Raw genomic sequence first — 25,653 nt, forward strand, 5'->3', positions numbered from 1 at the left:
CGCCGCTGGAACCGATGAGCCCTTACCCGGCCGCGGATGCCCTGCAGATCCTCCAGGGCGACACCGCAGCCGGTGCGTTCGGCTTCACGCACCACAAACCTCGAGATTTGGTGGTTGAGGTCGGTCATCATCCGGCTCTCACGCCCGGACAGACGGCGCAGCACCCGCCGCGCCGCAGACGTCCCCTTCTTCTGCAGGCGTCGGCGTTGCCGGTGCCGCCGCTCCCGCAGGGTGCGGACGTGCCCGTTGCCGCCGACCGGCCCTGGCAGGGCCGGTCCGGGCAGCACCACGCCATCGGAGGTGACCGCCAGGTTCGCCACCCCTTGATCCACCCCGACGAAGCCGCCGACCGGCTCACGCACCACCAGTGCGGGCAGGGTGAGGGCGACCTGCAGCAGCCACACCCCGCGCCGGCAGATCAGATCGCCCTCCCCGCGTGGCAACGCGTCCACGGCTTTGAGGTCTTCCGGTCGGCCGGTATAGGGGACGGTGACGCGGCCGGTGGGAGTCCACAACGACACAGTCCGGGCGTCCCGGTTGAAGCTCATCAGCCGGGCGTCATAGGGGACGGCGCCGTGCGGGCGGAAGATGTGCGCGCGTTTCTTGGAAGCGCGCCGGTTGGCGTAGGCGCCGGCGACCCGGGCGATCGCCCGCACGGCCGCTTGCGCGCCCAGCCCGGCCACCTGCCCGCGCACCTCGTAGTAGGCCAGCCGGTGCAGCTCCACCACAGCGAAAGTGCGGTGCTGCCAGGCAAGGCGGGAGACGACGGTGGCCGCCTGATTGCACACCTGCACCGCTGCGGCCAGCGCGTCGGCCTGGGCCGGGGTGGGCGTGAGCCGCAGTTGCACGATCGTGGGCAGGCCGTTGCGTTTGGTGGCGGAGCGGCGGATCGCCATCGGGCACCTCCTGTCACAGCGTCCTCACCCACCGCACACATTACCGAACGTGACCGAGACTTTCCATACTGTTTTCGAAAGGAGGGGTGACGCTTCCTCCCGGCCCTGAAGGCCGGGTCTCCGCACCACCATTCAGATGAAGTAGCCGCCGCCGTCGGAAAAACGGTTGGCGTCCCCGCCGATGGAAGAGTCATCTCGCAGCGAACGTAACCGGCTGACGAAATGTTGTCCATGGTGTAGGTGCGCGCGAAGTCTAGCGAGCAAACGCTTGGTAGAGTCAACCCGTGCTGCTGGAGGGCAAGGTCGCGGTCGTCACTGGGGCGGGTCCCGGGCTGGGGCGGACGCTGGCGGGGCTGTTGAGCGAGGAGGGCGCCAGGGTCGTGGTGGCCGCCCGTACCGCCGCGACCGTGGCGAAGACGGCCGACGAGGTGCCGGGCGCGCTGGCCGTACCCGCCGACGTGACCCGGATCGACGACGTACGGCGGCTGGCCGACACGGTGATCGAGCGGTTCGGCCGAGTGGACGTGCTGGTCAACGCCGCCTTCCCCGGCTCGCACCGCAGGAACGTGCTGGACATGTCCGTCGACGACCTGGAGACCTGGCGCGGCGCTGTCGAGACGGGCGGTTACGGGACGCTGCTGGCCTGCCGGTTCATCGCGCCGCACATGGTGGCCCAGGGCTCCGGCTCGATCGTGAACATCACCTCCATGTCGTCCCGTACGGGCTACGCGGGGCGCAGCGACTACGCCGCGGGCAAGGCCGCCGCGCACCTGCTGTCACACTGCCTGGCCGACGAGCTCGGGCCGCAGGGCGTACGGGTGAACTGCGTCGCCCCCGGTTGGATCGCCGGCGAGCTGCTTGACGACTGGATACGCACTCGGGCGGCGGCGGAAGGTGTCACGTTCGAGGAGATCCTCGCGCGCGATGTCTCGGCGATGGCGCTGCGCCGCATCGCCACGGAGGAGGACGTGGCCCGCGCCGTCATCTACCTCGCCTCCGACCACGCCAAGGCCGTCACGGGCGCGACCATCGACGTCAACGGCGGCCAGCTGTTCACGTGACAGCCTCCGATGATAAATGGCGCTTTATCGTACTGAGATCCACTCTTTTCGCTACTGTCACATCCGCCCCTTACGAGAGGAACTCCACGGATGCGACGCTTACCCGCCGTTGTCACCGCCGCGCTCGCCGCGACCTCGCTCCTTTCCGCCCCCGCACTGGCGCAACCAGCGCGGGGGACCAAGGGGCAGGCGACCTTATATGAGCTCCAATCGGGAGGCGGCAACTGCTCGTATCCGTCCCGTCCCGCCGGCGACCTCTATGTCGCGCTCTCCCCCGGCGAGTACGCCGCCGCCGCTGCCTGTGGCGGCTACCTGGACGTCACCGGGCCGAAGGGGACCGTCCGGGTCAAGGTCGTCGACCAGTGCCCGGAGTGCCAGGCGGGGCACATCGACCTGAGCCGTACGGCCTTCGCCCGCGTCGCGGACCCCGCCAAGGGCCTGGTGGGCGTCACCTACCGCCCGGTCGCCAACCCGAAGGTCGGCCGGCCGCTCTCCTTCCGCGTCAAGGAGGGCTCGTCGCAGTGGTGGCTGGCCCTGCTGGTCATCGACCACGGCAACCCGCTCACCTCGGTCGAGGTGAAGTCCGCCGGCGGCACCTGGCGCAAGCTCGCCCGCGCCGACTTCAACTACTGGATCGCCGAGTCCGGCGCGGGCCAGGGCCCCTTCTCCGTGCGGGTCACCGACACCCGCGGCCACCGGGTCACGGCCAACGGCGTCCGCCTGTCCCCCGCCGCCGTCCAGCGCAGCACCACGAAGATGTACTGACAATTCTTTCTCGCATACAGTGAATGATCATGCGGACCTCGGCCATGGCAGTCGCGGGAATGGTGATCGTCGCGGTCGCGGTCGCGATTTCCGCTGTCGTGCTCGTCCTGTCGGCGCCAGCTGGCAGGGCCGTTCCCTCGGCACCCGCCGCCTCCCAGCAAGTCACCGATGAAGACCCGGAAGACGGGGAACGGGTGGCTCCCGGGACCGCATGGTCACTGCAGCTCGACGGGGAGACCCGCCAGAGTCTCGTCGACGTCACTCCAACCGCAGGTGCGCGGGCAGCACTGAGTGGGAGCGTATATTTCGGCGCCGTTTACGGGCAGAGCGAAGCCGAGGACGATTACTATGCGATCGCCATGACCGACAGGATCCACTTCTGGAGCAAACATGGCGGCGAGGCATGGCGTTATCGGGGCGATTTCGAAAAGGCTGGCTGCATAGCCCCGGTGCCGTCCAGGCTGTACACCGCGTGGGGCCTTAGCCTCTCGACGGCTCGGCCGGACGGCCGACCTCCTTGCCCTCATTAGGCAGTCATCAGAGCCTTGAGTGTGGCCGCGCCGCCGGGGTCGCGGTCCGTGCTCACCGGCACCAGGGCGACCTCCTCCACCCCGGCCGCCGCATAGGCCGACAACCGCGCACCGACCACGTCCACGTCGCCGAGCAGCGAGACCGAGGCGACCAGCTCGTCGGGCACCGCGGCGAACAACTCCCGGGGGTGAGGCCGGGTACGTGCGAAGGCGACGACGTCGGCGAAGCCCGCCTCGGCGAACATCTCGCCGTACCCGGGAGCGGGTAAGTACCCGACCACCGCCCGCCGGATGCGATCGATGGCCTCGCGGTCGGGGTCCACGGCGGCGGTGACCCAGGCGACCACGGACGTGGCCGGATTGACGGCGCGCAACTGGGCGACCAGCCGTCCGGCCGAGGCAGGCGTGATCAGGTTGAGCACCATGCGGTCGGCCAGGGCGGCGGTCCGGACGGCCGACGGCCCGAAGGCCGCGACCGACAGCCGCGAGCGCGGGGCGGGCAATCGCAGGCGATAGCCGCTGCTCGACACGCACGTTCCGGTGAAGTCGGAGCGCTCTCCGGCCAGCAGCGGCCGGAGGGCCTCGACGGATTCCCGCAGCGCGGTCGCGGAGCGGACGCGCGAACGCCCGTGCCAGCCCTCCACGACGAGCGGGCTGGAGGTGCCCACGGCGACGTCCACCTGCCGCCCGGTCAGCGCGGCGACCGAGGCCGCCCCCATGGCGATCATCATCGGATCGCGTACGGACACCGCCAGCGGGCCGATGGTGAGACCGATCCGCGTGGTGGCCAGCCCGATAGCGGTGGCCAGGGCGAAGGCGTCATACGTGGCCATCTCGCCGATCCACAGCGACGGATAGCCGAGCTCGTCGGCGGCGCGGGCCGTCAGCAGTGCCTCTTGCGCGGGCCGATCCTGCCACAGCCCGAGGGAGACCGTCAGCGAAGGATTCACGCCAGCTGCTCTGCCCGTACCCAGGTGGCGTGGAAGCCGAGCGGGACCCGCTGCGGCAGCAGCACGCGGGCGATCGGGCCCTCGGAGATCTGGGCGGCGTGCAGGATCTGCACCTCGGAGCGGCCCTCCCGCTCGTCGGTGACGAAGCTGACCAGGTACCCGTCGTCCTCGCCGGTCGAGCCGTCGCGGGGGGCGAAGGGCGCCTCGCTGCCGTACCGGCCGGGGCCGTAGGAGTAGGTCTCCTTGGCGCCGGTGACGTTGTCGTAGCGGACCAGGCCGTCGAAGAGGTTGGTCTCGGCATCGGCCACGGTGACGTTGTAGGCGTAGCGCGTGGGGTGGCCGGTGGAGCGCGTGTCGATCGAGGGGAACTCGGTGTTGTGGTCGGCGTCCACGTACTCCTCCGAGGTGCGGCCGGTCCGCAGGTCGAAGCGGTAGCGGTACATCCGCGCGTCGAGCTTCAGATAGGAGATCATCCGCGCCAGCGGCGAGCCGGTGCTGGACGGCGTCGGGCGTGAGACCCGGCAGACGTCCAGGACGATCTCGTCGCCTTCTTCCCAGGCGTTGACGACGTGGTAGATGTAGCACGGGCTCGCTTCGAACCAGCGGATCTCGTCCGCCTGACCGCGTCGCGGGAGCACGCCGAAGCGGGCGGGCAGCTCCCGGTCGAAGGTCAGCTTGTGGCGGCCCTGCCGGGCGGCGTCGAGGTCCTGGTAGAGCGGCAGATCCATGAGGATCGCGTGGTTCCGTGTGATCGCCATGTCGTGCGGCAGCCGCGCCCCCGGCAGGTCCAGCTCCACGCAATGCTCGACGCCGCCGCCGGGTCCGACCACGCCGTAGCGCAGGTACGGCGGGCGCGGCCCGTAGTCGAACCAGAACAGCTCTCCGGTGCGCTCGTCCACCTTGGGATGCGCCATGAAGTCACCGTTGAGCGTGTCGAGGAAGGTGTCGACGCCGAGGGTCTCCAGCGAGAGCGGGTCCAGACTGTACGGCGCGCCGCACAGATACCACGAGGCCAGCACCCTGCCCCGATGGAAGATCACATCGGTGTTGGCCGTGTCCTTGAAGGGCAGGCCGCGCGCGTTGCCGAACGGGTTGCCCTTCGGGTTCTCCATCACGCCGGTCCAGAGCGAGCGGCCGGCGGCCGACTCCGCCTCGAAGGCCCTGGTACGCACCCAGCGGTTGCGGTAGCGGGCCCGGCCGTTCTCGAAGTGCACGGCGTGCACCATGCCGTCGCCGTCGAACCAGTGGTATCGGCCCGTCACCGGAAAGCGGGCGTTGGGGCCGTTGCGGAGGTAGACGCCGTTGAGGTCCGCGGGAATCCGCCCGATCACCGTGAGCTCGTCAGTGGTGATCTCGTCCTGGACCGGGGCGTAGACGCCCAGCAGGTACGGGTTTGGCTCGCCCGATTCATCCGTCATCACGACAATGTCGGCCATGCCCTGGAAGCTATGAAAAGCGAATTCAGGCGTCAATATCTGGGCGTTGACGGCCGCATTTCCGCTTTCTAGTGTTGCGGCCACCACCCCACGGACGGGAGTCGTGATGACGCATTCCGCCGAACAGATCGCCCGCTACACCGCCAAGGGCTGGTGGACCGGTGACACGATCGACCAGCTCCTCAGGACGCAGGTGGCGGCCCGGCCCGACGACACGGCGATCGTGGACCCGCTTAACAAGATGCTTGAGGGTCCGGTGAAACGACTCACCTGGGGACAGCTCGGCGCGGAGGTCGACCGGGTGGCCGGCGTACTGCGCGCGCAGGGGGTCGGTCCCGGCGACGTGGTGGCCGTTCAGCTGCCCAACAGCGTCGAGCTGGCAGTGAGCTTCCTCGCGACGGTCCGGCTCGGCGCCACTGTCACGCCGTTCCCGGTGCAGTACCGCGCGTACGAGCTGGCTCAGCTGCTGCCCCTGTCCGGCGCCGGGCTACTGGTCACGGGCCGGGAGTCCAGGGCGCCGGCGGGCACCCCGACACTGTCGTGGCCGGACGACCTGGAGGGCGTGACCGGCGACGAGGTGCCGCAGCGGGCGGCCGACCCCGCCGAGCGGGTGACGATCTGCTGGACCTCCGGCACCGAGGCCACTCCCAAGGGCGTGCCGAGGTGCCACTACGACTGGCTCGCGGTCGAGGCGATCTGTACGGCCGCGCCCGCGCTCACCGGCCAGGACGTGATCCTCAACCCATTCCCGATGGTGAACATGGCCGGTATCGGCGGCGTCTTCCTGCCATGGCTGCGGGTCGGCGCGCTGCTCGTCCAGCACCACCCCTTCGATCTGCCCACTTACCTGGCCCAGATCGCGGCCGAGCGGGTCACCTACACCCTGGCTCCGCCCGCGCTGCTCACCCTCCTGCTGCGCGAGAAGGCGATCCTGGCCAGGGCCGACATCTCCTCGCTAACCCGGATCGGCTCGGGCGCCGCCCCGTTGCCGCCGCCGATGGTGCGCGGCTGGCAGGACGAGCACGGCATCGCGATCATCAACTTCTTCGGCTCGAACGAGGGCATCGCCCTGCTGTCGGACCCCGCCCACATGCCTGACCCAGAGGTCCGCGCCCGTTACTTCCCGCGCCCGGGAGCGGCGGGGGCTCATGAGCTGCTCGATCGCGTGCGTACCAAGCTGGTCGCGCCGGACGGGAAGGAGATCACCGAGCCGGGAGTCCTCGGCGAGCTGTACCTGAGCGGTCCCACGGTCTTCGCGGGCTACCTGCCGGGCACGGCCTCGGTGGACCCGTTCGACGAGGACGGCTACCTCAAGACGGGAGACCTCTTCGAGATCGCCGGCGACCGGGGTCAATACCTGCGCTATGTCGACCGCGCGAAGGACATCATCATCCGGGGAGGCATGAACATCGCCCCCGCCGAGCTGGAAGCCCTGCTCGCCGGACACTCTTCGGTCGCCGAGGCGGCGGTCGCCGGCTACCCCGACGACGTGCTCGGCGAGAAGGTCTGCGCGGTCGTGGTGCCCAAGGGCGAGATCGACCTCAAGTCGGTCGTCAGTTTCCTCAGGGACCAGGGCATCGCCTCCTACAAGCTCCCCGAGCGGCTGGAGATCGTCGAGGCGCTGCCGCGCAACCCCGTCGGCAAGATCCTCAAGCGGGAGCTGAAACTGTGATCCGCGTCCTGGGCGACGGCCACCGCCCCTCAGGGACGGCGAAGTGCACCTCGGTACGGCTGAGCTCCTCACCGCACGACCGGCACCGCGGACACGGGCTGAACGGCTGACCGCACGCGCGATGGGTGACGCGCAGGTCGGTGTCCGGCGGGCCGGTGTACCACCGCTGCGCCCAGTCGACGACGTAGGCGAAGATGCCGAAGAAGTCCAGGCCCTTGTCGGTCAGCTGATACCCGGGCTCTTCCACCGCGAACACGCCCAGCTCTCTGAACTGACGCAGCCGGTTGGACAGCACCGACGGGGCCACGTCGAGCTCCGACCGGAAGTCGGCGAAGCGCCGGGTGCCGAGGAAGGCGGACGCGAGTATCACGGTGCTCCAGCGGTCGCCCAGCAGGTCGAAGGTCTCGGGGAAGTACGACAGCGGGTCGGCGGCGGCCTTGCCGCGCAGGGTCCTGCGGTGATGGCGCGGCACCGCCACCTGGGCGAAGGTGGCCGCGCCCCGCACGATCTCGGTGTCATGAGCGGCGACCGGCGCCCGGCCGCAGCCCACGCAGCCCAGCTCCACGTCGATACGGTTGCCGCAGACGTCGTGCGTCAGCTCCGACACCCCCTGGCGGTCCGGCACCCACCTGCGCTCCCATGACCAGATCTCCACCAGCATCGGCCACAGCTCGATCGCGCGCTCGGTCAGCCGGTATTCGGTGCGGGTACGCCCTTGCTCCCGGTAAGGGGCCGGACGCAGCAACTCCCCCGCGACCAGCTCCTTCAGCCGGCTCGCCAGCACCGACTCGGACATCCCCAGTTCGTCCCGCCAGTCGGCGAAGCGCCGGATGCGCAGGAGGAAGGCCCGCTGAAGGATCAGCAGGTTCCACTGATCGCTGATCGCCAGCAGCGCCTGCCCGATCGCGCTGGGCCGCTCCGCTTCCGTCACCCGCTCCGCCCCCGTTCCGTGCCGACCTGCCACTTCGGTGACAGCCGTTCTCTCTGAAAAAGCCATCCGAGCGTCTCGGCACGGCGCTCCCTGACCGGCGCCCCCGCCGGACGGTCCAGGGCCTGCGCCGAGACGCTCAACCGCAATGCACGTTGTTCAGTCGGAGGACCATACGAGGCCGCTCTTCCGCTTTTCTTCCGTTCTGATTCCGAAGCTGACGGACTGTGGAGATCGCTAGGCGTAACATGGGGTGCACAGGGGGCAGGAGTGCAGCACTATCGGATACTGGGGCCGGTCTCGGTAGACGGGCCCGGCGGTCCGATCGAGTTGGGCTCGCCGAAGCAGCGCACCGTGCTGGCCGCGCTGTTGTTGAACGCGAACCGCACGGTGTCGGACGACCGGCTGATGTTCCTGGTGTGGGGCGAACAGGCCCCGCGCACCGCCCTCGGCCGATTACAGGTCTATGTCCATGAGTTGCGGGCGCTGCTGGGCAGAGGGCTGATCAGCCGTGTCGGCACCGGTTACCGCATCCACACCGGCGGCGGCGAGGTCGACCTCGAGGTGTTCGAGCAGCTCAGGGCTGCCGCCTGGGAGGATCTGGCCGGCGGCCGCCCCGAGGCCGCGGCGCGGCGGTTGCGTGCGGCGGTGGCGCTGTGGCGCGGGTCCGCGCTCGGCGGCGCCGGCGAGCTGCTGGTCGAGCAGGAACGCCCCGGGCTGGAAGATCGCCGGGTCGGCGCGCTGGAGGAGCTGTTCGAGGCCGAGCTGGTGCTGGGCCGCCACAGCGAGATCGTGGCCGAACTCCGTACGGCGGCGGCCGAGCACCCCCTGCGCGAACGCCTGCAGGGCCAGCTCATGCTGGCGCTGCACCGGTGCGAACGCCGATCCGAGGCGCTGGCGGTCTTCAGGGACACCCGGGATCGGCTGGTCGACGAGCTGGGCATCGAGCCGGGTCAGACGCTGCGGGAGCTGCACCAGCAGCTCCTGACCGACCAGGCAGGACAGGACGAAGCAGGGCAGACGATCCAGGCTGTACGTCCCGCGCGTCCCGCCGAGCTGCCCCGCGACATCCGTGGCTTCGCCGGACGCGAGCGCGAGCTGGCGTGGCTGGACGACGCGTTGGACGCCAGCGGCGCGGTGTGCGTGCTCACGGGAACGGCCGGTACGGGCAAGACCGCGCTCGCCCTGCACTGGGCCCACCGCGCGAAGAGCCGTTTCCCCTCCGGCCAGCTCTATGTCGACCTGCGCGGCTACGACGCCGAACACGAACCCCTGACCACGGCCGCGGCCCTGGCCCGGCTCCTGCTCTCCCTCGGTGTCGATCCCTCGCAGGCGCCCGGCGGCTTCGACGCCCAGCTCGGCCTCTACCGTTCGCTGCTCGCCGAGCGTACGGTCCTGCTGGTCCTGGACAACGCCCGCTCGGCTGAGCAGATCGACCCGTTGCTGCCGCCGTCGGGAGCGGCGCTGGTGACCAGCCGTCAGCACCTGGGCGAGTTGGTGGCGCAGGCGGGAGCCGAACAGCGCTCGCTCGGCGCTCTACCGGAACGGGACGCCCTCGCCCTGGTCGGCGGCATGCTGGGCCCCGCTGACAGCCCGTCGGAAGCGGCGGCCCGCGCCGACCTCGTCCGGCTCTGCGGCGGCCTTCCGCTCGCGCTGCGCATCGCCGCGGCCAACGCCGCCACCCCATGGAGCGGGACCGCGGCCGTGGTGAACGAGCTGACCGCGGGAGACCCGCTGACCGGCCTCACCGTCGACGGAACAGACCACAACCCGGTCACCCTCGCCTTCTCCGTGTCCTACCGCGCGCTCTCGGCGGCCGACCAGCGGGTCTTCCGCGTGCTGGGGCTCGTACCGGGGCCGGACTTCACCGTCGAGGCGGTGGCCTCGGCCGCCGGCGTGCCGCTCGCCGAGGCGCGTGCGGCGGTCAAGGTCCTGGCCGCGGCCCACCTCGTCGAGCACCATCGCGCCGACCGGTTCAGGCTCCATGACCTGGTACGGCTCTACGCGGGCGTGGAAGTCGGCGGCGACCCGGGTCGCGACGCCGCCTGGAGCCGGTTGTTCGACCACTATCTGCGCCTTGGCGACGCCATCGCCGCCTGGTGCGCCCCTGACGAGATCCGGCTGCCGGGGCACGCCTCACCGGTGGCCGGTTCGCCGGTACCGCCCAGCGCCGAAGAGATCTCCAACCTGGTGGCCGCGCTCGCGCAGGCGGCCCGCCGCGATCCCGATCCCGGGACCTGGCGGCTGGCGGAGCAGGTGTCGATCATCTGCAACAGCACCGGCCGCCACGGCGAATGGCTGGAGATCGCACCGACCCTGCTCGCCGCCGCCGAGCGGGGCACGCAGCCAGATATGCCCGCTATGCGAGCCATGTTGCATTACGCGATAGGCAAGAGCCTGTTCCGTGCGGTTCGCAGCGAGGAGGCCGTCCACCATCTCGAACAGGCCGCCAATATCGCCACCGCGTGCGGCTGGCGGGAAGGTATGGCCGAGTCCTGGGCGAGCCTGAGCTGGGCCCTGGAATGGACGGGCCACCTTGAGCAGGCGATCGTCTACAACCGCCGTGCGGCTGACCTCTTCACGGAACTCGGCTCGGTCGTCGGACGCAACCGCACCCTCAACAGGCTCGGCATGCAGTACCACCACCTGGGTCAGCTGAAGAGCGCGGAGCGCTGCCGACAAGAGGCGCTCAGCCTGAGCCGCAGGCACGGACTGGCCTACGCGGAGGCGAATGACCTGCGCGATCTAGGCTCCACCCTGGTAGACCAGGGCCGCTACGACGAAGCCGAATCCGCCCTGACGGAGGCAGCGACCCTGTCCGGCGCCTTGGGCGCGGGCAGCGTGGCCTACATACAGACCTGGCTCAGCCGGCTGTACTGGGAAACCGGGCGGTGGTCGGCCGGCCGCACAGCGGCGCTTCGCGCCCTCGGCCTCGCCCGCGACCAGGGAGACCGGCTCATCGAGGCGGCGGCCCTGATCGCGCTGGCCGATACCGAGATCCCCCTCGGACTGCTCGACGAGGCGGGCGACCACCTCGACCTGGCCGACAAGTTCAGCGGCGCCGCGAATCTGCGGTGGCACCAGAGCTACGCCGCGGTCGCCCGCGCTCGTCTCCTCGCCGCCCGCGGCGACTTGGCGGGCGCCATCCGGGTCGCCCTGCTCGCTCGCGACACCGCGCACCTCAACTCCTACCGCCTGCCCGAGCTCGCGGCCCTGACCGAACTCGCCACTCTCTACAGCGACCGGGGCGACCGCGCCGAGGCCGGGCGGGCGGCCGAGCAGGCTCTCCGGCTTTGCCGCACGATCGGCCACACACCCTGCGCCGACCGGCTGGAACCGTTGCTCAAGTGAGCTCGGGGAATCGGCTGCGGGGGCTGGTTCATCGCGCGGCTCCGCACCTAAGTGAGGTCGGGCTCAGCGCAGGGTGGCGGTGAAGGAGCGGCCGTGGGCGTGGCGGGTCGACGCCTGGATCAGGGTGCCGCCCGGCACCCGCCGTACCGTCACCCCTTCGTCGGCCGTGTCCAGCCTGAGGGGCGCGCCGGCCAGGACGACCGTGACGCGGTCGCGTTTCATCGTCGGGTCGGACAGGGCGACGACCGTGCGCTTGCCGGACCGGACGATGACCGAGGCGGGGCCGTCGATGAGCAGGCGCTCGGCGTGCCGTGGCCCGTCGGCGAAGACGTTGGCGGCGACGAGGCCGAGGGTCTTGTGCTTGATCGCCTGCACGTGCCGGTCGTTGGCCAGGACGGTCAGCGGGCCGTTCGCGTAGCCGTGCAGGCGGGCCTCCGTCGCGTTCGGGACCAGGGCGTAGGCGAGGGCGGTGACGCCGCCGGTGGCGGGGTGGGTGACCGAGGCGGTGAAGACGTTCTTGGTCACGTTGGTGTCGGGGTTGGACGTCCGCACGACCCTGCGGCTGCGGGCCACCGTCTCCAGCCCGGCCGCGACGGGCTGCCGGGTGAGGAAGGCGTAGCCGATCGCCGTACGACGGGTGCCGTTGGCGTAGCGCAGCCAGCGCGGCGGCGTGGTGTCGCCCGTCTGCCAGGGCCGGCCGGTCCAGCCCTCGCCGGTGAGCGCGACCGCGTCGCCGGGAGCGGCGATGCGGCTGTCCACGGTGGTCACCGCCGCGCGGCCGCCCTGGCCGGAGATGCCCGCGGCCAGCACCACGATCTCGTCGTCGAGCAGGAACCAGGACTTGGTGGCGCGGGCGTTCTGGTAGGCGACGAAGTCGTCGGGCAGGATGCCCGCCTGCTTGGCGGTGTACGCGGCGTCGTCGGACTGGACCATGCCGGACACGCCGTACGCGCCGAGTGTCGCGCCGCCGGAGAAGGCGTTCTCGGCGCGCGGGAAGTACACGTAGGTGTTCTGGGACTCCGAGGAGGAGGTGAAGTTCAGCGGGTGGCCCGGGTTCTCGTACCAGAGCCGGCCGTACAGCTCGGGCACCGTCCGCCGGTCCTCCACCGGCGCGGTGACCCCGGCAAGCCGGTACGGCGAGAGTGCCGTGTAGTAGTCGACGCCGAAGGCCTCGCGCTGGTCCTCGCCCGCGAGGTAGAGGTAGTGCGCGCCGTCGCCCTGGAACCAGGGCATGAGGTTCTCGCCGCTCATGTACTCATATTTGCTGATCCGGTCGGAGCTGCGCGCCAGGGCGAAGGCGTAGCCGGGGCGCCGGTGGACGGTCCTGTCCATGGCGTTGAACGCCACGCAGCGCTCGGGCGCGTTCAGGTCGGCGGCCGGGATGGCGGCGTCGGCGCGGATGGCCGCGTAGCGGGCGATGCTGACCGGGGAGGCGAAGGCGGCAGTGTCGGCGGCCGGCAGGAACTTGACGTACTTCTTCAGCGCGAGCGCGTCGGCGGCGGTGACGTGGTCGGCCAGGTCGGCGATGGCCTCCACGATGACCCCGACGTCGGCGTAGCCGGTGCCGGTGCGCGAGACCGCCCGCCCCTTGACGATCTCCATCAGCCACCCCTCGAAGATCAGCGGGGCGAAGCCGTCATTGACCCAGCGGTACACCACGCCGGGCAGGTCGGGGACGCCGGCGCTCGCCGCGCCTTCGAGCGTCTTGAGGGTCTGTACGACCCGGGTCAGCAGACTGCGCCCGTAGGAGCCGGTGTAGGCGACCGAGTCGTGCTGGATGAAGGAGCCGTCGCGGTAGTAGCCGTCGGTGACCCCATGCTGAAGGTTGTAGGGGTCGACCGTGGCGAAGACGGTGGCCAGGTCGGAGATGGCCTTGCCGACACGGGCGTCGTCGCCGGTGAGCGCGCCCTGCAGAATGCGGTTGGCGGTGATGTCGGCCAGGTTCGCCCCGGTGTGGAAGCGGGAGTCGAGGTCGACGTCGCCGTTCTTGCCGTTGCGCAGGTAGGCGTCCATCGAGGCGATGTAGGTCGCCGTCAGGTCGGGCCGTTCCTCCCGCACCCGGTCGGCCAGCAGGACCAGCGTCCGGCTCACCTGGATGGAGATCCCGATCTCCCAGTTGAACCAGTTGCCGTAGTAGCCCTTCGACTGGTCGCCGTAGTAGCGCTCGTGCAGCCACCGCAGACCGTCGATGACCCGCCGCTGGGCGGCGGCGTCCTCGTTGAGCCCGCCGCCGGGGGTGCGGGTCGCCAGCGCGATCTCGTACAGGTACTGGAAGGCCAGCCGCAGGTTGGCGTCGTCGGTGCCGAGGCTCAGCCCGGCGAACAACTCGCCGTCGGCCGCCTTGTCCATGGCCGTCAGCCGCTGCTTGGCGGTGTTGAGGATCGACGCGAGCTTGGCGGCCACCTCGGGCCGGGCGTTGACCTCCGGGGTCCCCGCGAACATCGCCACCGTGTTGGCGAGCAGCCGCGCGTGATCGACTCCTGCGGCGGCGTACGAGGGGGAGGCAACGGCGAGCAGCCTGGTGGCGGGGAGCAGGCTGGCGGCGGGGAGCAGGGAGAGAACCTGGCGACGAGACATGTGCGGCACAGCGGGCTCCAGGCCGTCGGAGGATACGCCGGGCTCACCCTACATGATCTACGTTTGTCCGCCCAGGCCCGTGATGAGCGGCCCGGCAACCGTGGGCTGCCGGGCCGGACACCGGTACGTCAGGGCTGGGCCACACCGAGGTTGGCCGGCAGGAACAGCGGGCCGATCGTGAAGAACGACGGGGAGTAGGGGATGTCGTCGGGGTCGATCGCGAGACTGAGGTCCGGGAACCGCCGGTACAGCGTCTCCAGCGCCACGCGGCTCTCCAGCCGGGCCAGCCCCGCCCCGATGCAGTAGCGCGGGCCGTGGCCGAAGCCGAGGTGCCCGGTCGGCTCGCGGGTGATGTCGAACTGGTTCGCGCTCGGGCCGTGCTCCGACGGGTCGATGCCGGTGGCCTGGAAGACCACGCCCACCGCGTTGCCCTTGGCGATGGGCACCCCCGCGATGACCACATCCTCCGCCGTGAAGCGGAAGCTGGTCATCATCACCGAGTGGCGGTAGCGCACGGTCTCCTCGACCACGTCGGCCCACCGGTCCTCGGCCTTGGCCAAGGCGAGCTGGTCGGGGTTCTGGGCCAGCGCCACGATGGCGTACCCGAGCAGGTGCACGGTGGTCTCGTGGCCGGCGACGAGCATGATCCACAGCACGCCGACCAGTTCGTCGGTGGTGAGCTTGTCATCCTCGTCGTGGGTCTGGACCAGGCCGGAGGTGAGGTCGTCACCCGGCTCGCGCCGCTTGCGCTCCACCAGGGCGTGCAGGAACGCCCAAAGGTCATTCTGGGTCGCGAACGCCACCTCCGGCGGAGTGGTGTGCGCCAGCAGCGTGGAGGTCCAGTTCCGCAGCCGCAGCCGGTCCTCGGGCGCCACGCCGAACAGCTCGCAGATCACCCACATAGGCAGCGCCTCGGTGAAGGCGGGGACCAGGTCCACGCCGTCGCCGGCGGCCACCACCTCATCGAGTAACTCATCGACCATCTGCTGGATCCGCCCCTCCATGGCCTGCACCCGGGCCGGCGTGAAGGCGCTCATGATCAGCCCGCGCAGCCGCCGGTGGTCGCCGCCGTCCATGGTGGACAGGTGACCGCCCTGGATGATGGCGCGCAGCGGCCAGTCCTCGGGAATCGATCCGTCGTGCAGGGCCGGCCAGTGCTTGGGGTCCCTGAGGAAGGTCTTGTTGTCCCCGGCGAGGATCTCCCGTACGGCCTTGTGGGTCAGGGCCAGGTAGGCGGGCACGCCTCCTGGGAATTCCACCTCCACCACGGGAGCGATCTCCCGGAACCGGATGCAGGTGTCGAGCGGGTTCTCGTCCACGACAGGGAAGGAGGGGAGGTTCGTTGCCATTTGACCCCTTGGGTGAGGAGATCGTTAAGTGCGCAGTGATCTCATCACATATGCCGGGCGATCTCCAAACAACCGAAGTCAGCAAGCAGTAACGTGAAGGTTACCTTCCGTTCCGTTCGCTCGCGGCTGCCGGGCAGGGCGGCCGAGGAGGACCCAGACGGCGATGCCCAGGGCGAGCAGGACCGAGGATCGTGGCGCCAGTTGCCGCATGATCGCACTGCCAGGCGAGGGTGATCTCCAGGTGGCAGTAGATGAGCATCTCGCCCACCAGGTGCCGCGTCCGTTCCATCGGGATATTTCACCAGAAAAGGCCAACTGGCGACGTTGATTTCCCGTCTGGCTTCGTATCTAGTGAAGAAGGCGCTCTAGCGACAGGGGCAGGGCTGCAGTCGAGGTTTCCGAATACCCGCCCGCGCAAGAAGCTCGTCTATGGAATCGCTTACTGGGAGGCGATGACCGTGCGCGTGGCATTCATCATGGCCAGGGCCTCATCCGCGCCTATCGGTGCGCTCAAGACGGTCTACTCCTATGCCTCCCGCCTGGGGGAAAGGGGTCATGACATTCTGCTCGTCCACCCGCGGCGGCCCGTACGCCACCCTCTCGGGCCGCCGACCAGGGCGGTCGCGCCGATAATGCCGGCGGACGCCCATCCGCACCCGTGGTTCTCCGCCGGGCCTCGGACCCGCAGCGTTTTGGTATCCGACCCGGCCGATTTTCTCCATACGCTTTCCGGACGGCACGATCCCTTCGACGTCGTACTGGCGACGACCTGGCAGGTCGTGCCGCTTGTGGCCGCCCTTCCCGCGTATCTGGGCCTTAAGGCATTGTTCTTGCAGGACTACGAAAGCTATTTGCGTCCCGACGGAGCGGCGCGGGAGGCGATGGAAGCGGCCATGCGTACCGGCTGGCCCATCGCCGTGGGCGCGCGGCGGCTGCGGTCCATCGTCGAGAGCGTTTCCGGCGCGCCGTGCGCTCTGGTGGAATGTGCCGTCGACAGCTCGACCTTCTTCCTGCGGACCCCGATCGACTCGGCGGAGCGGGTCCTGGTCGGGTTTCCGGCGCGCCGCGAATGGTCGAAACGGACCGGCGACGCGATCACCGCGTTGGAGCTGGCGCGGGAGGCGCGCCCCGGGGTGGTGCGGGCGTGGTGCTTCGGCGCGTATGACGCCGACCGGCTGCCCTTCTGGATCGAGCACCATCCGGGGCCGAGCGACGCCCGGTTGCGCGGCCTGTACAACCGGTCGGCCGTGTTCGCGGTGCCGTCGGAGTACGAGGGATTCGGTTTTCCCGGCGCCGAGGCCATGGCCTGTGGGGCCGCGCTGGTCACGACGCGGAACCACGGCATGGAGAGCTACGCGGAGCACGATCGCACGGCGCTGCTCTGCCCGCCGCGAGATCCGGAGGCGCTGGCCGAGGGCATCGTCCGGCTGCTCGACGACGCCGCGCTGCGTCACAGGCTGGCCAGGACCGCGGTCAAAGAGGTGGTTCAGCGGACGATGGACGACGCGGTCTCGGACTTCGAGACCTGGCTCCTGACCATCCGGGAAGCCTCGCCACGCTGAGGGTCGGTGGATTGTCGGTGGCGCGGCCTAGTGTGGCCCACGTGGCATGTCCGGCGGACAGAGGAGATCATCGTGAGGAGATCATCGTGAGGAGATCATCGTGACCACGCTGTCAGATCGACCCAACACCGCCTTGCTGGTGATCGACGTCCAGAACGGCATCGTGGCGGATACGCACCAGCGTGACGTGGTCGTCGCCAACATCGGCACGCTCGTCGACCGGGCTCGCGAAGAGGGTGTCCCGATCGTCTGGGTCCAGCACTCGAGCGAGCAGCTGGTGAAAGGGAGCGACGCCTGGCAATACGTCCCGGAGCTGGTCCGCCGGGAGGCGGAGCCGCTGGTGCACAAGACGTTCGCCGACTCCTTCGAGGACACCGACCTGGAGGAGGTGCTGGCCGGGGCCGGAATCGGACGTCTGATCGTGACCGGGGCGCAGACGGACGAATGCATCCGGTCCACGATTCACGGCGCCTTCGTCCGTGGCTACGACGTGACGCTCGTCGGTGACGCGCACACGACGGAGGACCAGAGCGCGTGGGGCGCTCCGCCGCCGGACAAGGTCATCGCGCACACCAACCTCTATTGGCGCTACCACACGGCGCCCGGCCGCACTGCCGCGGTGGTGGAGACGAAGGATGTGACGTTCGGCGACTGAGCCGACGGCATCCTCCGTCTCCACCGGTTTTAGGCGTCGGCGTTCTGGGCGTTCCGTTCGGCGTCCCGCTTGACCCGCTGGATCTGGTCGTCGGTGACGACGAGGTCACCCAGCTGCCGGACCGCCTGGTAATACGTCCAGGCGAGGCCGTCACAGGTGGCCTTGGAGACTCCCGAGTATCCGGCGCACACCTGCTTCATATCGAAATAGAAGGCGCTGTCGATACGGTCCTTGTTGGCCGGGAATTGGCTTACGGCCTTGTAGTTTCGGTAGCCGAAATCGTGTCGCCGGCACGGCATCCGGAAATCGAAACCAAGGGGCTGGTCGGGGCTGCTGGAGCACAGGTCGGTGGACCAGTCGAAGGCGTAGTCGGCCCACGCCGCCTGGTTCTGCCAGGCGGCCCGCCAGGAGGCCGCGCTGGCGGCGGTGGGCTGGCTGAATCCGGAGAGCGCGGCGAGTTTCTGCTCCAGAGTCACAGCGTGGGCCGGTAGGGCGAACGCGAGGACGGCGATCAGGGAGGTGACGACGGCGGCTAACGTGGCGAGGGATCGTCTGACCATGAGGACCTGCTTCTCTTGCCCGGGGAGGTGAATGGTCATGGCAAGGTTCACCTGACGGTCTAACGATGAAGCGAAATCCCGGGCAATGCAGAAGCAGATCTTGCTTAATTTCCGCCAAGAAGTTCGAGCAAAACGGACATTTACCTCTAGTCGATGGGCTGAGTCAGATTCACCGGCGAAGGGCGTTCGCAGGTGCTCGTGATGGTCACCGCCGCGCCGGAGTGCGCCGAGGCCAGCAGCGACTCCATGACGTCGAGCACGTGGAAGGCCAGCGAGCCACTCGTACGAGGCTCCTCGCCCGCCGGGGTCGCGGCGAAGTCGGCCAGACCCACCCCGCGCCCGCCCTCGACGTAGCCGGCCCCCACGGGGAGAGTCCGCCAGTCGCCCTCACCGACCCCTGAGACCAGGACGGATCCGTCGAAGTAGTTCGGGTCGGGCACGACGAGCGAGCCCGTCTCGCCGTGCACTTCGATGTTGGGCGCCTTGGTCGCCGCCCCGTCGAAGCTCATCACCAGCGTGGACAGCACTCCCGAGGTGTGGACGAGCACTCCGGTGACGTGTGTGTCCACCGTCACCGGGATCTCCTCGCCCTGGCGGGGTCCGGAGCCGATCGTGCGCTTGGCCCGCGTACGGCTGGCCGCGCCGACGACCGACGCCACTGGGCCGAGCAGCGTCACCAGGCTGGTCACGTAGTAGGGCCCCATGTCCAGGAGCGGGCCGCCGCCGGAGACGTAGTAGAAGTCTGGGTTAGGGTGCCAGCGTTCGTGACCGGGCGTCATCATCGTCGCGGTCGCCGCGATGGGCCTGCCGATCAGGCCGTCGTCGATCGCCTTGCGCGCCGTCTGCGTACCCGTGCCCAACACGGTGTCCGGCGCGCACCCCACGCGCACCTGAGCGGCGTCGGCCGCCCGCAGCATCCCGGCGGCCTGCTCGGCGGTCGCGGCAAGGGGCTTCTCGCAATAGACGTCCTTGCCGGCCGCTATGGCCTGGAGCGCGATCTCGGCGTGGGCGGCCGGAATGGTGAGGTTGAGCACGATGTCGATCCGCGAGTCGGCCAGCAGCTCCGCCACGCTCAGCACGTCGACGCCCGCATAGGGCCGCACCGCCTCCCGCGCCCGGTCAAGGTCCAGATCGGCCACCGCGACGAGCCGCAGCTCCGGCAGCCGGTCGATGGTCTGGAAATACTGCGCCGAGATGGCGCCGCATCCGACGACGCCCACGTTCACCGGCTGGCCCACAGCATGCCCCTCTCAATGATGGTGCGTACGTTCTCGTCCTCCAGGACGTCGAGGCTGTGCCCCGGGGTCGCGACGAAGATCCGCCCACTCCCCCATTGCCTGGTCCAGATCGCCGGCGAGGTGACCTCCCGATGCCAGGGGTCCCATGGGCGGACCTGCTGCGTCGTCGTGGCGAGCACGTCGATGTAGTCGTCCGTCAGGACCCAGTACTGCTCGGTCACGAGGCCGAAGTCCGCGATGCCCTCCGTGATGGGGTGATCGGCCGCCTCGGGCAGCATGTTCACGGTGTACGGGACGAAGTTGTCCGCCGCCGAGCCCTGCCGCTCGGCCGGCTCCTTACCCGGATGGCAGGCGAACTGGCCGCCGATCAGGTGCAGATAGTCGGAGGAGTTGCGGTAGGAGTCGGCGATGCCACCGTGCCAGCCCGCCATCCCCGTGCCCGACTCGATCGCGGCCCGCAGGCCGTTGAGCTCGGCCGGCTCGATCGTGCCCATCGTGTAGCACTGCACGATGAGATCGATCCCGGCCATGAACGCGGAGTCCGCGTACGGCGCCGGGGAGTCCGCCCGGCTCACCTCGAACCCCTGCTTCTCCAGGTAGGGGATAAAGAGCTCGGTGGCCGCGACCGGAGCGTGCCCTTCCCAGCCGCCCCGTACCACCAGAGCCTTCCGACGATGATCACCCGACATGCTTTCACCCATCCGCTCGGCAGTCGACGCCTCCGATCATCGCATTGACCACCAAAGCGGGCAAAAGGTTAGATGCCGCTCGATTTAACCGGTGAGCTGGCGATTCGGCGAGCTCCACGACGGCGATTCGGCGATCCGAGCGAGTTCACGACGCCGATTCGGCGATTCGGCGAGCCAGGGCCCGGCCTGCCGGCAGATCGGCGACGAACGCTCGGAGGAAAGCGGCGATCTGATCGAGGTCGCGCCCCTCGGCGGCGGCGTCGATGGATCGGTAGAGATCATCTTCGATCGTAAGGATCTGCCGGGCGAGGCGCCTGCCCTCTTCGGTGAGGGACAGCTCGATGTGGCGGCGATCGTGCGCGGACACCTGCCGGTTGATGAGGTCCATCGTGGTAAGCCGGTCGACCAGGCGGCTGGGGCTGTTGCCGCTCTCGCAGACCAGCAGTTCGCCGAGCCCGTTGAGCGTGAGGGGCTGACGATCGGCGAGGATGCGGAGCACCTCGGCCTGGGAGGGCGTGACTCCGAGCGGCTTGAGTGCCTGGCCGAGCAGCCGGTTGCCTTCGCGCTGCGCGGCCAGGATCAGGTAGCGGAGTTCTTCAGCGGGTCGCATGTGAGTAAGCCTGTCGCCTCTTGGCAAGTGCTGCCGTCACGGACGCCAGTCGGGCGGCCGCTCCCGGATCGTGGGCCGGCAGGATCACCAGGCCCGGGTTCTTCTCCCGCAGCGTGTTGATCGCCTTGGTGGTGTCGTCCAGTTGCCGCTTGTCCCCGACCCCGGGCACATGGCCCTCCTGCAGCAGATGGGCGTCGTAGGTCAGGTCGCCGACCATGAGCAGCGGCGGGTGCCCGGAGCCACGGACCAGCAGTGACAGTGATCCGGGGGTGTGGCCGGGGGTGGGCAGCAGCACAAGGCTGCCGTCGCCGAACAGGTCGTGGCCGGTCGCGAAGGGCGCGAGCCCGGGATCCTGGATGTCGCCGAACTCGATGTGCCGCCAGCGCAGCCCGGGGATGTCGATGTGGGACCGCAGGAGCCCTCGCAGCTCGGGCAGGGTTCCATCGAGCGTCCGCCATTCCGTGCCGCTGACCACGATCTCGGCGCCGGTGAGCTCCCGCAGTCCCCCGATGTGGTCCTGATGCAGGTGGGAGATCACCACCGTGTGCACGTCCGCGATGTCGTAGCCGGCGGCGGCCAGCTGGGCGGTGAGGGTGTCGCCGGGGCCGATGTCGAAACGGGCCAGCCGGTCGTACATCACTCCCGTGATGCCGCCTGGGAAGTAGCCGACGTCGGTCACCGACGCCCGATCCTGGCCCGCGTCGAACAGCACCAGCCCACGCTCGTGCTCGATCACATAGACGTTGATCGGCAGCGGAGGCGTCCACTGGCGCGAGGTGAACAGCCACCAGTACATCGGTTTGCGGGTGGCGGCCACGTGCTCCGGGTGGATCGACACAGTCCCGGTGCTGACCACGGATACCCGCTTGATCGGGTTGATCATCTCGTGTCTCATGGGAATTACATTACACGACATATATGTCGTGTCAACTATCTCAGGATTGAGAGCGCGTATCACGGCGCTGTCAGGCCCGTATCAGCGACGGCGGCCATCGTCCTACCTGCACGCCAGAACGTACGAGATCTCGCCGGGAACGGTCGGGAGAAGAAGGGACACACGATGTCGCAGGAGAAGCTGACCGAGTTCGTCGAGGCGACGGCCAAGGAGTTCGGCATTCCCGGTGTTGCCGTGGGGGTGCTGACCGGCGGCCAGGAGCTCGTCGCCTCTCACGGGGTGACGAGCCTTGAGAACCCGCTGCCGGTTGATGACAAGACGCTGTTCCCCTTGGCCTCGGTGACCAAGTCCTTCACCGCGACCGCGCTGATGCGCCTGGTCGCCGAAGGCAAGGTGGAGTTGGACGCGCCGGTGCGCCGCTATGTACCCGAGCTCAGGCTCGCCGACGAGGCCGCCGCCGCGCAGATCACCGTGCTGAACCTGCTCAACCACACCGCCGGGCTCGACTGGAATCTGATCGACACCGATGAGGGCGCCGGTTCCCTGGCCGCGTTCGTGGCGAAGCTGGACGAGCTGACGTTGATCGCGCCACCCGGCGCCCGGGCCTCCTACAGCCAGGCCGGCTACAACCTGGCCGGGCGGGTCATCGAGAAGGTCACCGGCCTGCCTTTCGAGAAGGCCGTGGCCGCGCTGGTCCTGGAGCCGGTGGGGCTGTCGAACACCTTCTTCGATCACGATGACGTCATGATCCGGCGGTTCGCCGTGGGCTACAACCGGGGCGAGGACGGCACGATGCGTGCCGCGCGGCCGTGGACGTCATGGCGGGCCGGCTCGCAGGCCAACTACCCCGGCGGCGGCAGCGTGTCATCGGTGAGCGACCTGCTGCGCTGGGCCCGGTTCCACCTCGGCACCGGTGACGGTGTGCTGCCCGCCGAGGCGCTGCACCGCATGCAGGAGCCGACGGTCGAGCTGCGGGCCAGCACGCTCGGCGACGCCTTCGGCATCTGCTGGTTCCTGCGTGAGGTGGACGGAGTCCGTACCTTCGGGCACGGCGGATCGGGCAACGGTCAGTTCGCCGAGCTGATCATCGTGCCCGAACACGACTTCGCCGTCGTCTCCCTGGCCAACGGCGGCCCTGACGGCTACCCCTTCAACCAGGCTGTGGTCCGCTGGGCACTGGAGAACTACCTCGGCGTGGTCGACCGGGACCCCGAGCCGATTCCCTACGACGAGGCTCGGGCGCGGGAGGTCGTCGGCCGCTACGAGATCGACGCCATGAACCTCGACATCGCCACCGACGGGCTTCAGCTCACCCTTGAGGTCGGGATCAAGCCGGAGATCCGCCAGGCATCGGATGCCGACATGCCCCCGGACTACGCGCCGGCCGCCTTCGGGTTCCTGCCCGGCGACGGTGACGAGTACATCATCACCGAGGGCGGGCTGAAGGGGCAGCGCGGCTACTTCAGCCGCGACGACCGCGGCACGGTCGTGGGTGTCGACCTCGCCGGCCGGCTGTTCGGCCGGGCCACGACCTCATCGTGATCGATCGGATGGGACGCTCGTTGGACGTGCTGCGAGCGGCGCGTCGCGCGTCGCGCCGCTCGCAGTGGAGACCGCGTCGTCAGGACGCCGTCTTGGCGAGCATGCCGTGCGGGTCGAGCACGTACTTGCGCGCGGCCCCCTCGTCGAACTCGTGGTAGCCCCGCGGCGCGTCGTCCAGCGAGATCGGCGTCGCGTTGACGTTCTTCGCGATCTGCACCCGGTCGTTGAGGATCGCCATCATGAGCTGGCGGTTGTACCTCATGACCGGGCACTGGCCGGTGACGAAGGAGTGCGACTTGGCCCAGCCGAGGCCGATCCGGATGGACAGCGAACCATGCTTGGCCGCCTCGTCCTGCGCACCGGGGTCACCGGTGACGTACAGGCCGGGAATGCCGAGCGCGCCACCCGCCCGGGTGATGTCCATCAGCGTGTTGAGCACGGTGGCGGGACGCTCCACGTCCGACTCCCCGCCGTGGCCGCGGGCCTCGAAGCCGACGGCGTCGACGGCGCAGTCCACGACCGGCTCGCCCAGGATGTGCTCGATCTGGTCCTTCGGCTCGCCCAGGGCCACGTTGATCGTCTCGCAGCCGAAGGTGTGGGCCTGGTCCAGCCGTTCCTTGTTCAGGTCGGCGACGATGACCACGGCGGCTCCGAGCAGGAACGCCGAGGTCGCCGCGGCCAGGCCGACCGGGCCGGCACCGGCGATGTAGACGGTCGATCCTGGCTTCACCCCCGCGCTCACGCAGCCGTGGAACCCGGTCGGGAAGATGTCCGAGAGCATGGCCAGGTCGAGGATCTTCTCCATGGCCCGTTCCTTGTCGGGGAACTTGAGCAGGTTCCAGTCCGCGTACGGCACCAGGACGTACTCGGCCTGCCCGCCTACCCAGCCGCCCATGTCGACGTAGCCGTACGCCGAGCCGGGCCGGTCGGGGTTGACGTTCTCGCAGACGCCTGTCTTACCCTCCTTGCAGTTGCGGCAGCGGCCGCAGGCGATGTTGAACGGTACGGACACGAGGTCGCCGACCTTGGTGTACTCCACGTCGGAACCGGTTTCGATCACCTCACCGGTGATCTCGTGGCCGAGGATGAGGCCCGGCGGGGCCGTGGTGCGGCCGCGGACCATGTGCTGGTCGCTGCCGCAGATGTTCGTCGCCACCGTTCTGAGGATGGCGGCGTGCGGTAGTTTGCGCCCTACGTTGGCCGGGTTTACCCCCGGGCCGTCCTTGAGCTCGAATTCGGGATAGTCGGTCTCGCGTACCTGGACGTTGCCTGGCCCCTCGTACGAAACTCCCCTATTGCCGGGCATGACTCCCCCTTGCCCGATAGGTGGCGGATGTTCGTTCGCTCACGTGGTCACGGATCACCCCCCATGGCCGGGGCGCCAGCGGCGGCGGCCGATGTGCCCCACTCGGTCACGGATCCGGTCGTCGTGCGGGCGCCGGGCCGTCGGGATGTCACCCGCGGCATCCTGAGCAGCCTCGGGCAGATCCTGTCCCCGCGCGCCGATGATCTCTCCGGCGGTGCCCTGCTCGGCCGTCACGGGCAGCTCGCGCATCGGGCGGGCCACCAGGTCGTACACCACGACGGCCAGCACCGCGCCGATGATCGGGCCGGCAATGTAGACGCCGTACTGCCACCATGGCGCGCTACCGCCGAACACCGTGGTCGTCAGGTACGGCCCGAACGTACGGGCCGGGTTGACGGAGCCACCCGTCAGCGGGCCGAGCACGAAGATCTCGCACGCCACGGCCAATCCGATCATCCAACCGGCCCAGCCGCTCGGCGCCCGCCGGTCGACCGCCAGCGCCATGATCGTGAGCAGCAGCAGGAACGTCCCCAATGCCTCCAACAGGATGCCCTGCCCATAGCTCACGCCCTGGCCGAGCGCGGTGAGCCCGACGCCATTGTCCACCGCCCGCCGGCCGAACCCGCCCACGATCAACAGCCCGCCGGCGAACGCGCCGACGAGCTGGGCGACGATGTAGAACGGCACCTCCGACCACGGAAACCTGCGTCCCGCGGCCAGGGCGATCGTGACCGCCGGGTTGATGTGCGCGCCCGAGGTACTGCCGAAGGCGTAGATGACGAGCGCGACCACCACGGCGAACGAGAACGAGATGATGCCCAGGGCGGCGTAGTCCAGCCGGCCGTTCTGCATGACCAGCGCGGCCACCACGGACCCAGCACCGAAGAGAACCAGCAACATCGTTCCGATGGCTTCCGCGACAAGACGTCGCGGCAGGTCTCCAACCATCGCAACCCCCCGATGACGATGGTTTATCCCCAAACTCGAATATATACCCGCCCTCCGGAAGAAACCCAGGTCAGGGCGATTGTGGGGGGTGATTGTCCGAGTGATTGCCACGGTGTTTGCGGTGGGTTGTCGG

General features: G+C 69.4%; 21 protein-coding genes. 8 read left to right on the forward strand and 13 right to left on the reverse strand.

Translation table 11 applies throughout. The features are described from left to right. Positions 1 to 896, reverse strand: an 896-nt coding sequence (locus AB0L53_RS34060) for an RNA-guided endonuclease TnpB family protein (protein ID WP_364002768.1), incomplete at its 3' end; no start/stop codon positions are given. A gap of 284 nt (positions 897 to 1,180) precedes the next feature. On the opposite strand from AB0L53_RS34060, the gene AB0L53_RS34065 reads away from it, so the two are divergent. The 3 genes from AB0L53_RS34065 (at position 1,181) to AB0L53_RS34075 (ending at position 3,252) form a co-directional block, all read left to right on the forward strand. Then, on the forward strand, positions 1,181 to 1,957 hold the full coding sequence (locus AB0L53_RS34065; protein ID WP_364002771.1) for an SDR family oxidoreductase: 777 nt from the start codon (positions 1,181 to 1,183) through the stop codon (positions 1,955 to 1,957). A gap of 90 nt (positions 1,958 to 2,047) precedes the next feature. After that, the gene (locus tag AB0L53_RS34070) at positions 2,048 to 2,722 is read left to right on the forward strand and encodes an expansin EXLX1 family cellulose-binding protein (RefSeq protein WP_364002774.1); all 675 of its coding nucleotides are present in this window, start codon (positions 2,048 to 2,050) and stop codon (positions 2,720 to 2,722) included. A 23-nt stretch (positions 2,723 to 2,745) separates the two neighbouring features. Then, a complete protein-coding gene (locus tag AB0L53_RS34075; protein ID WP_364002777.1) occupies positions 2,746 to 3,252 on the forward strand; it encodes a hypothetical protein in 507 nt (168 codons plus the stop codon). Here the strand turns inward: AB0L53_RS34075 and AB0L53_RS34080 are convergent. Together AB0L53_RS34080 and AB0L53_RS34085 are read right to left on the reverse strand one after the other, a co-directional pair. Beyond that, positions 3,249 to 4,202 (reverse strand): LLM class F420-dependent oxidoreductase, encoded by a 954-nt coding sequence (locus AB0L53_RS34080; protein WP_364002780.1) that lies wholly within the window; start codon positions 4,200 to 4,202, stop codon positions 3,249 to 3,251. The two genes, AB0L53_RS34075 and AB0L53_RS34080, sit on opposite strands and share 4 nt — an antisense overlap. Beyond that, positions 4,199 to 5,638, reverse strand: a complete 1,440-nt coding sequence (locus AB0L53_RS34085) for a carotenoid oxygenase family protein (protein ID WP_364002783.1) — start codon at positions 5,636 to 5,638, stop codon at positions 4,199 to 4,201. The genes AB0L53_RS34080 and AB0L53_RS34085 overlap by 4 nt, the downstream gene beginning before the upstream one ends. Before the next feature lie 106 nt (positions 5,639 to 5,744). Here AB0L53_RS34085 and AB0L53_RS34090 point away from each other — a divergent pair, with 106 nt between their 5' ends. Continuing rightward, positions 5,745 to 7,310, forward strand: coding sequence for a class I adenylate-forming enzyme family protein (locus AB0L53_RS34090; protein ID WP_364002786.1), 1,566 nt, complete (start codon positions 5,745 to 5,747; stop codon positions 7,308 to 7,310). Here AB0L53_RS34090 and AB0L53_RS34095 read toward each other — a convergent pair. Continuing rightward, complete coding sequence (locus tag AB0L53_RS34095) at positions 7,288 to 8,241, reverse strand: helix-turn-helix domain-containing protein (RefSeq protein ID WP_364002788.1); 954 nt, start codon at positions 8,239 to 8,241, stop codon at positions 7,288 to 7,290. The genes AB0L53_RS34090 and AB0L53_RS34095 overlap by 23 nt on opposite strands. 267 nt (positions 8,242 to 8,508) lie before the next feature. Here AB0L53_RS34095 and AB0L53_RS34100 point away from each other — a divergent pair, with 267 nt between their 5' ends. Then, a complete protein-coding gene (locus AB0L53_RS34100; protein ID WP_364002791.1) occupies positions 8,509 to 11,589 on the forward strand; it encodes a BTAD domain-containing putative transcriptional regulator in 3,081 nt (1,026 codons plus the stop codon). Positions 11,590 to 11,652: 63 nt separating this feature from the next. Here AB0L53_RS34100 and AB0L53_RS34105 read toward each other — a convergent pair whose 3' ends face one another. Then, a complete protein-coding gene (locus AB0L53_RS34105) occupies positions 11,653 to 14,166 on the reverse strand; it encodes a polysaccharide lyase family 8 super-sandwich domain-containing protein (RefSeq protein WP_364002794.1) in 2,514 nt (837 codons plus the stop codon). A 128-nt stretch (positions 14,167 to 14,294) separates the two neighbouring features. After that, positions 14,295 to 15,515: a cytochrome P450 gene (locus AB0L53_RS34110; RefSeq protein ID WP_364002797.1), complete on the reverse strand. Its 1,221-nt coding sequence runs from the start codon at positions 15,513 to 15,515 to the stop codon at positions 14,295 to 14,297. Between the two features lie 251 nt (positions 15,516 to 15,766). Here AB0L53_RS34110 and AB0L53_RS34115 point away from each other — a divergent pair, with 251 nt between their 5' ends. Together AB0L53_RS34115 and AB0L53_RS34120 are read left to right on the forward strand one after the other, a co-directional pair. Beyond that, positions 15,767 to 17,077 carry a glycosyltransferase family 4 protein gene (locus tag AB0L53_RS34115; protein WP_364002800.1) on the forward strand — a complete coding sequence of 437 codons (1,311 nt, stop codon included), beginning with the start codon at positions 15,767 to 15,769 and terminating at the stop codon, positions 17,075 to 17,077. A 100-nt stretch (positions 17,078 to 17,177) separates the two neighbouring features. Beyond that, the gene (locus AB0L53_RS34120; protein ID WP_364002803.1) at positions 17,178 to 17,732 is read left to right on the forward strand and encodes a cysteine hydrolase family protein; all 555 of its coding nucleotides are present in this window, start codon (positions 17,178 to 17,180) and stop codon (positions 17,730 to 17,732) included. A 29-nt stretch (positions 17,733 to 17,761) separates the two neighbouring features. Here the strand turns inward: AB0L53_RS34120 and AB0L53_RS34125 are convergent, their stop codons facing one another. From AB0L53_RS34125 to AB0L53_RS34145, 5 genes are all read right to left on the reverse strand, one after another. After that, entirely contained in the window at positions 17,762 to 18,292 is a 531-nt protein-coding gene (locus tag AB0L53_RS34125) for a phospholipase (RefSeq protein ID WP_357943333.1), read from the reverse strand. Between the two features lie 146 nt (positions 18,293 to 18,438). Next, entirely contained in the window at positions 18,439 to 19,530 is a 1,092-nt protein-coding gene (locus AB0L53_RS34130; RefSeq protein WP_364002806.1) for a Gfo/Idh/MocA family oxidoreductase, read from the reverse strand. Then, complete coding sequence (locus AB0L53_RS34135; protein WP_364002808.1) at positions 19,515 to 20,219, reverse strand: ThuA domain-containing protein; 705 nt, start codon at positions 20,217 to 20,219, stop codon at positions 19,515 to 19,517. Before AB0L53_RS34135 ends, AB0L53_RS34130 begins: the two co-directional genes overlap by 16 nt. Positions 20,220 to 20,364: 145 nt before the next feature. Further along, positions 20,365 to 20,829: a winged helix DNA-binding protein gene (locus tag AB0L53_RS34140; RefSeq protein WP_364002811.1), complete on the reverse strand. Its 465-nt coding sequence runs from the start codon at positions 20,827 to 20,829 to the stop codon at positions 20,365 to 20,367. Continuing rightward, positions 20,816 to 21,724: an N-acyl homoserine lactonase family protein gene (locus AB0L53_RS34145; RefSeq protein ID WP_364002814.1), complete on the reverse strand. Its 909-nt coding sequence runs from the start codon at positions 21,722 to 21,724 to the stop codon at positions 20,816 to 20,818. Before AB0L53_RS34145 ends, AB0L53_RS34140 begins: the two co-directional genes overlap by 14 nt. A 165-nt stretch (positions 21,725 to 21,889) precedes the next feature. Here AB0L53_RS34145 and AB0L53_RS34150 point away from each other — a divergent pair, with 165 nt between their 5' ends. Continuing rightward, on the forward strand, positions 21,890 to 23,266 hold the full coding sequence (locus AB0L53_RS34150; RefSeq protein ID WP_364002816.1) for a serine hydrolase domain-containing protein: 1,377 nt from the start codon (positions 21,890 to 21,892) through the stop codon (positions 23,264 to 23,266). 79 nt (positions 23,267 to 23,345) lie between these two features. Here the strand turns inward: AB0L53_RS34150 and fdhA are convergent, their stop codons facing one another. After that, positions 23,346 to 24,572 (reverse strand): formaldehyde dehydrogenase, glutathione-independent, encoded by a 1,227-nt coding sequence (gene fdhA, locus AB0L53_RS34155; protein ID WP_364002819.1) that lies wholly within the window; start codon positions 24,570 to 24,572, stop codon positions 23,346 to 23,348. Between the two features lie 54 nt (positions 24,573 to 24,626). Further along, positions 24,627 to 25,520, reverse strand: a complete 894-nt coding sequence (locus AB0L53_RS34160) for an MIP/aquaporin family protein (protein WP_364002822.1) — start codon at positions 25,518 to 25,520, stop codon at positions 24,627 to 24,629. Positions 25,521 to 25,653: the final 133 nt, after the last annotated feature.

Source organism: Nonomuraea sp. NPDC052129, from assembly GCF_040680095.1.
In the GTDB taxonomy this organism is placed as follows: Bacteria; Actinomycetota; Actinomycetes; order Streptosporangiales; family Streptosporangiaceae; genus Nonomuraea.

Bases quoted from the DNA above. Each gene is read 5' to 3' on its own strand.
- AB0L53_RS34085 (WP_364002783.1), bottom strand. From the start codon at position 5,638: ATGGCCGACATTGTCGTGATGACGGATGAATCGGGCGAGCCAAACCCG.
- AB0L53_RS34070 (WP_364002774.1), top strand. From the start codon at position 2,048: ATGCGACGCTTACCCGCCGTTGTCACCGCCGCGCTCGCCGCGACCTCG.
- AB0L53_RS34135 (WP_364002808.1), bottom strand. From the start codon at position 20,219: ATGTCGGGTGATCATCGTCGGAAGGCTCTGGTGGTACGGGGCGGCTGG.
- AB0L53_RS34075 (WP_364002777.1), top strand. From the start codon at position 2,746: ATGATCATGCGGACCTCGGCCATGGCAGTCGCGGGAATGGTGATCGTC.
- AB0L53_RS34090 (WP_364002786.1), top strand. From the start codon at position 5,745: ATGACGCATTCCGCCGAACAGATCGCCCGCTACACCGCCAAGGGCTGG.
- AB0L53_RS34110 (WP_364002797.1), bottom strand. From the start codon at position 15,515: ATGGCAACGAACCTCCCCTCCTTCCCTGTCGTGGACGAGAACCCGCTC.
- AB0L53_RS34125 (WP_357943333.1), bottom strand. From the start codon at position 18,292: ATGGTCAGACGATCCCTCGCCACGTTAGCCGCCGTCGTCACCTCCCTG.
- AB0L53_RS34140 (WP_364002811.1), bottom strand. From the start codon at position 20,829: ATGCGACCCGCTGAAGAACTCCGCTACCTGATCCTGGCCGCGCAGCGC.
- AB0L53_RS34150 (WP_364002816.1), top strand. From the start codon at position 21,890: ATGTCGCAGGAGAAGCTGACCGAGTTCGTCGAGGCGACGGCCAAGGAG.
- AB0L53_RS34145 (WP_364002814.1), bottom strand. From the start codon at position 21,724: ATGAGACACGAGATGATCAACCCGATCAAGCGGGTATCCGTGGTCAGC.
- AB0L53_RS34115 (WP_364002800.1), top strand. From the start codon at position 15,767: ATGAGCATCTCGCCCACCAGGTGCCGCGTCCGTTCCATCGGGATATTT.
- AB0L53_RS34105 (WP_364002794.1), bottom strand. From the start codon at position 14,166: ATGTCTCGTCGCCAGGTTCTCTCCCTGCTCCCCGCCGCCAGCCTGCTC.
- AB0L53_RS34160 (WP_364002822.1), bottom strand. From the start codon at position 25,520: ATGGTTGGAGACCTGCCGCGACGTCTTGTCGCGGAAGCCATCGGAACG.
- fdhA (WP_364002819.1), bottom strand. From the start codon at position 24,572: ATGCCCGGCAATAGGGGAGTTTCGTACGAGGGGCCAGGCAACGTCCAG.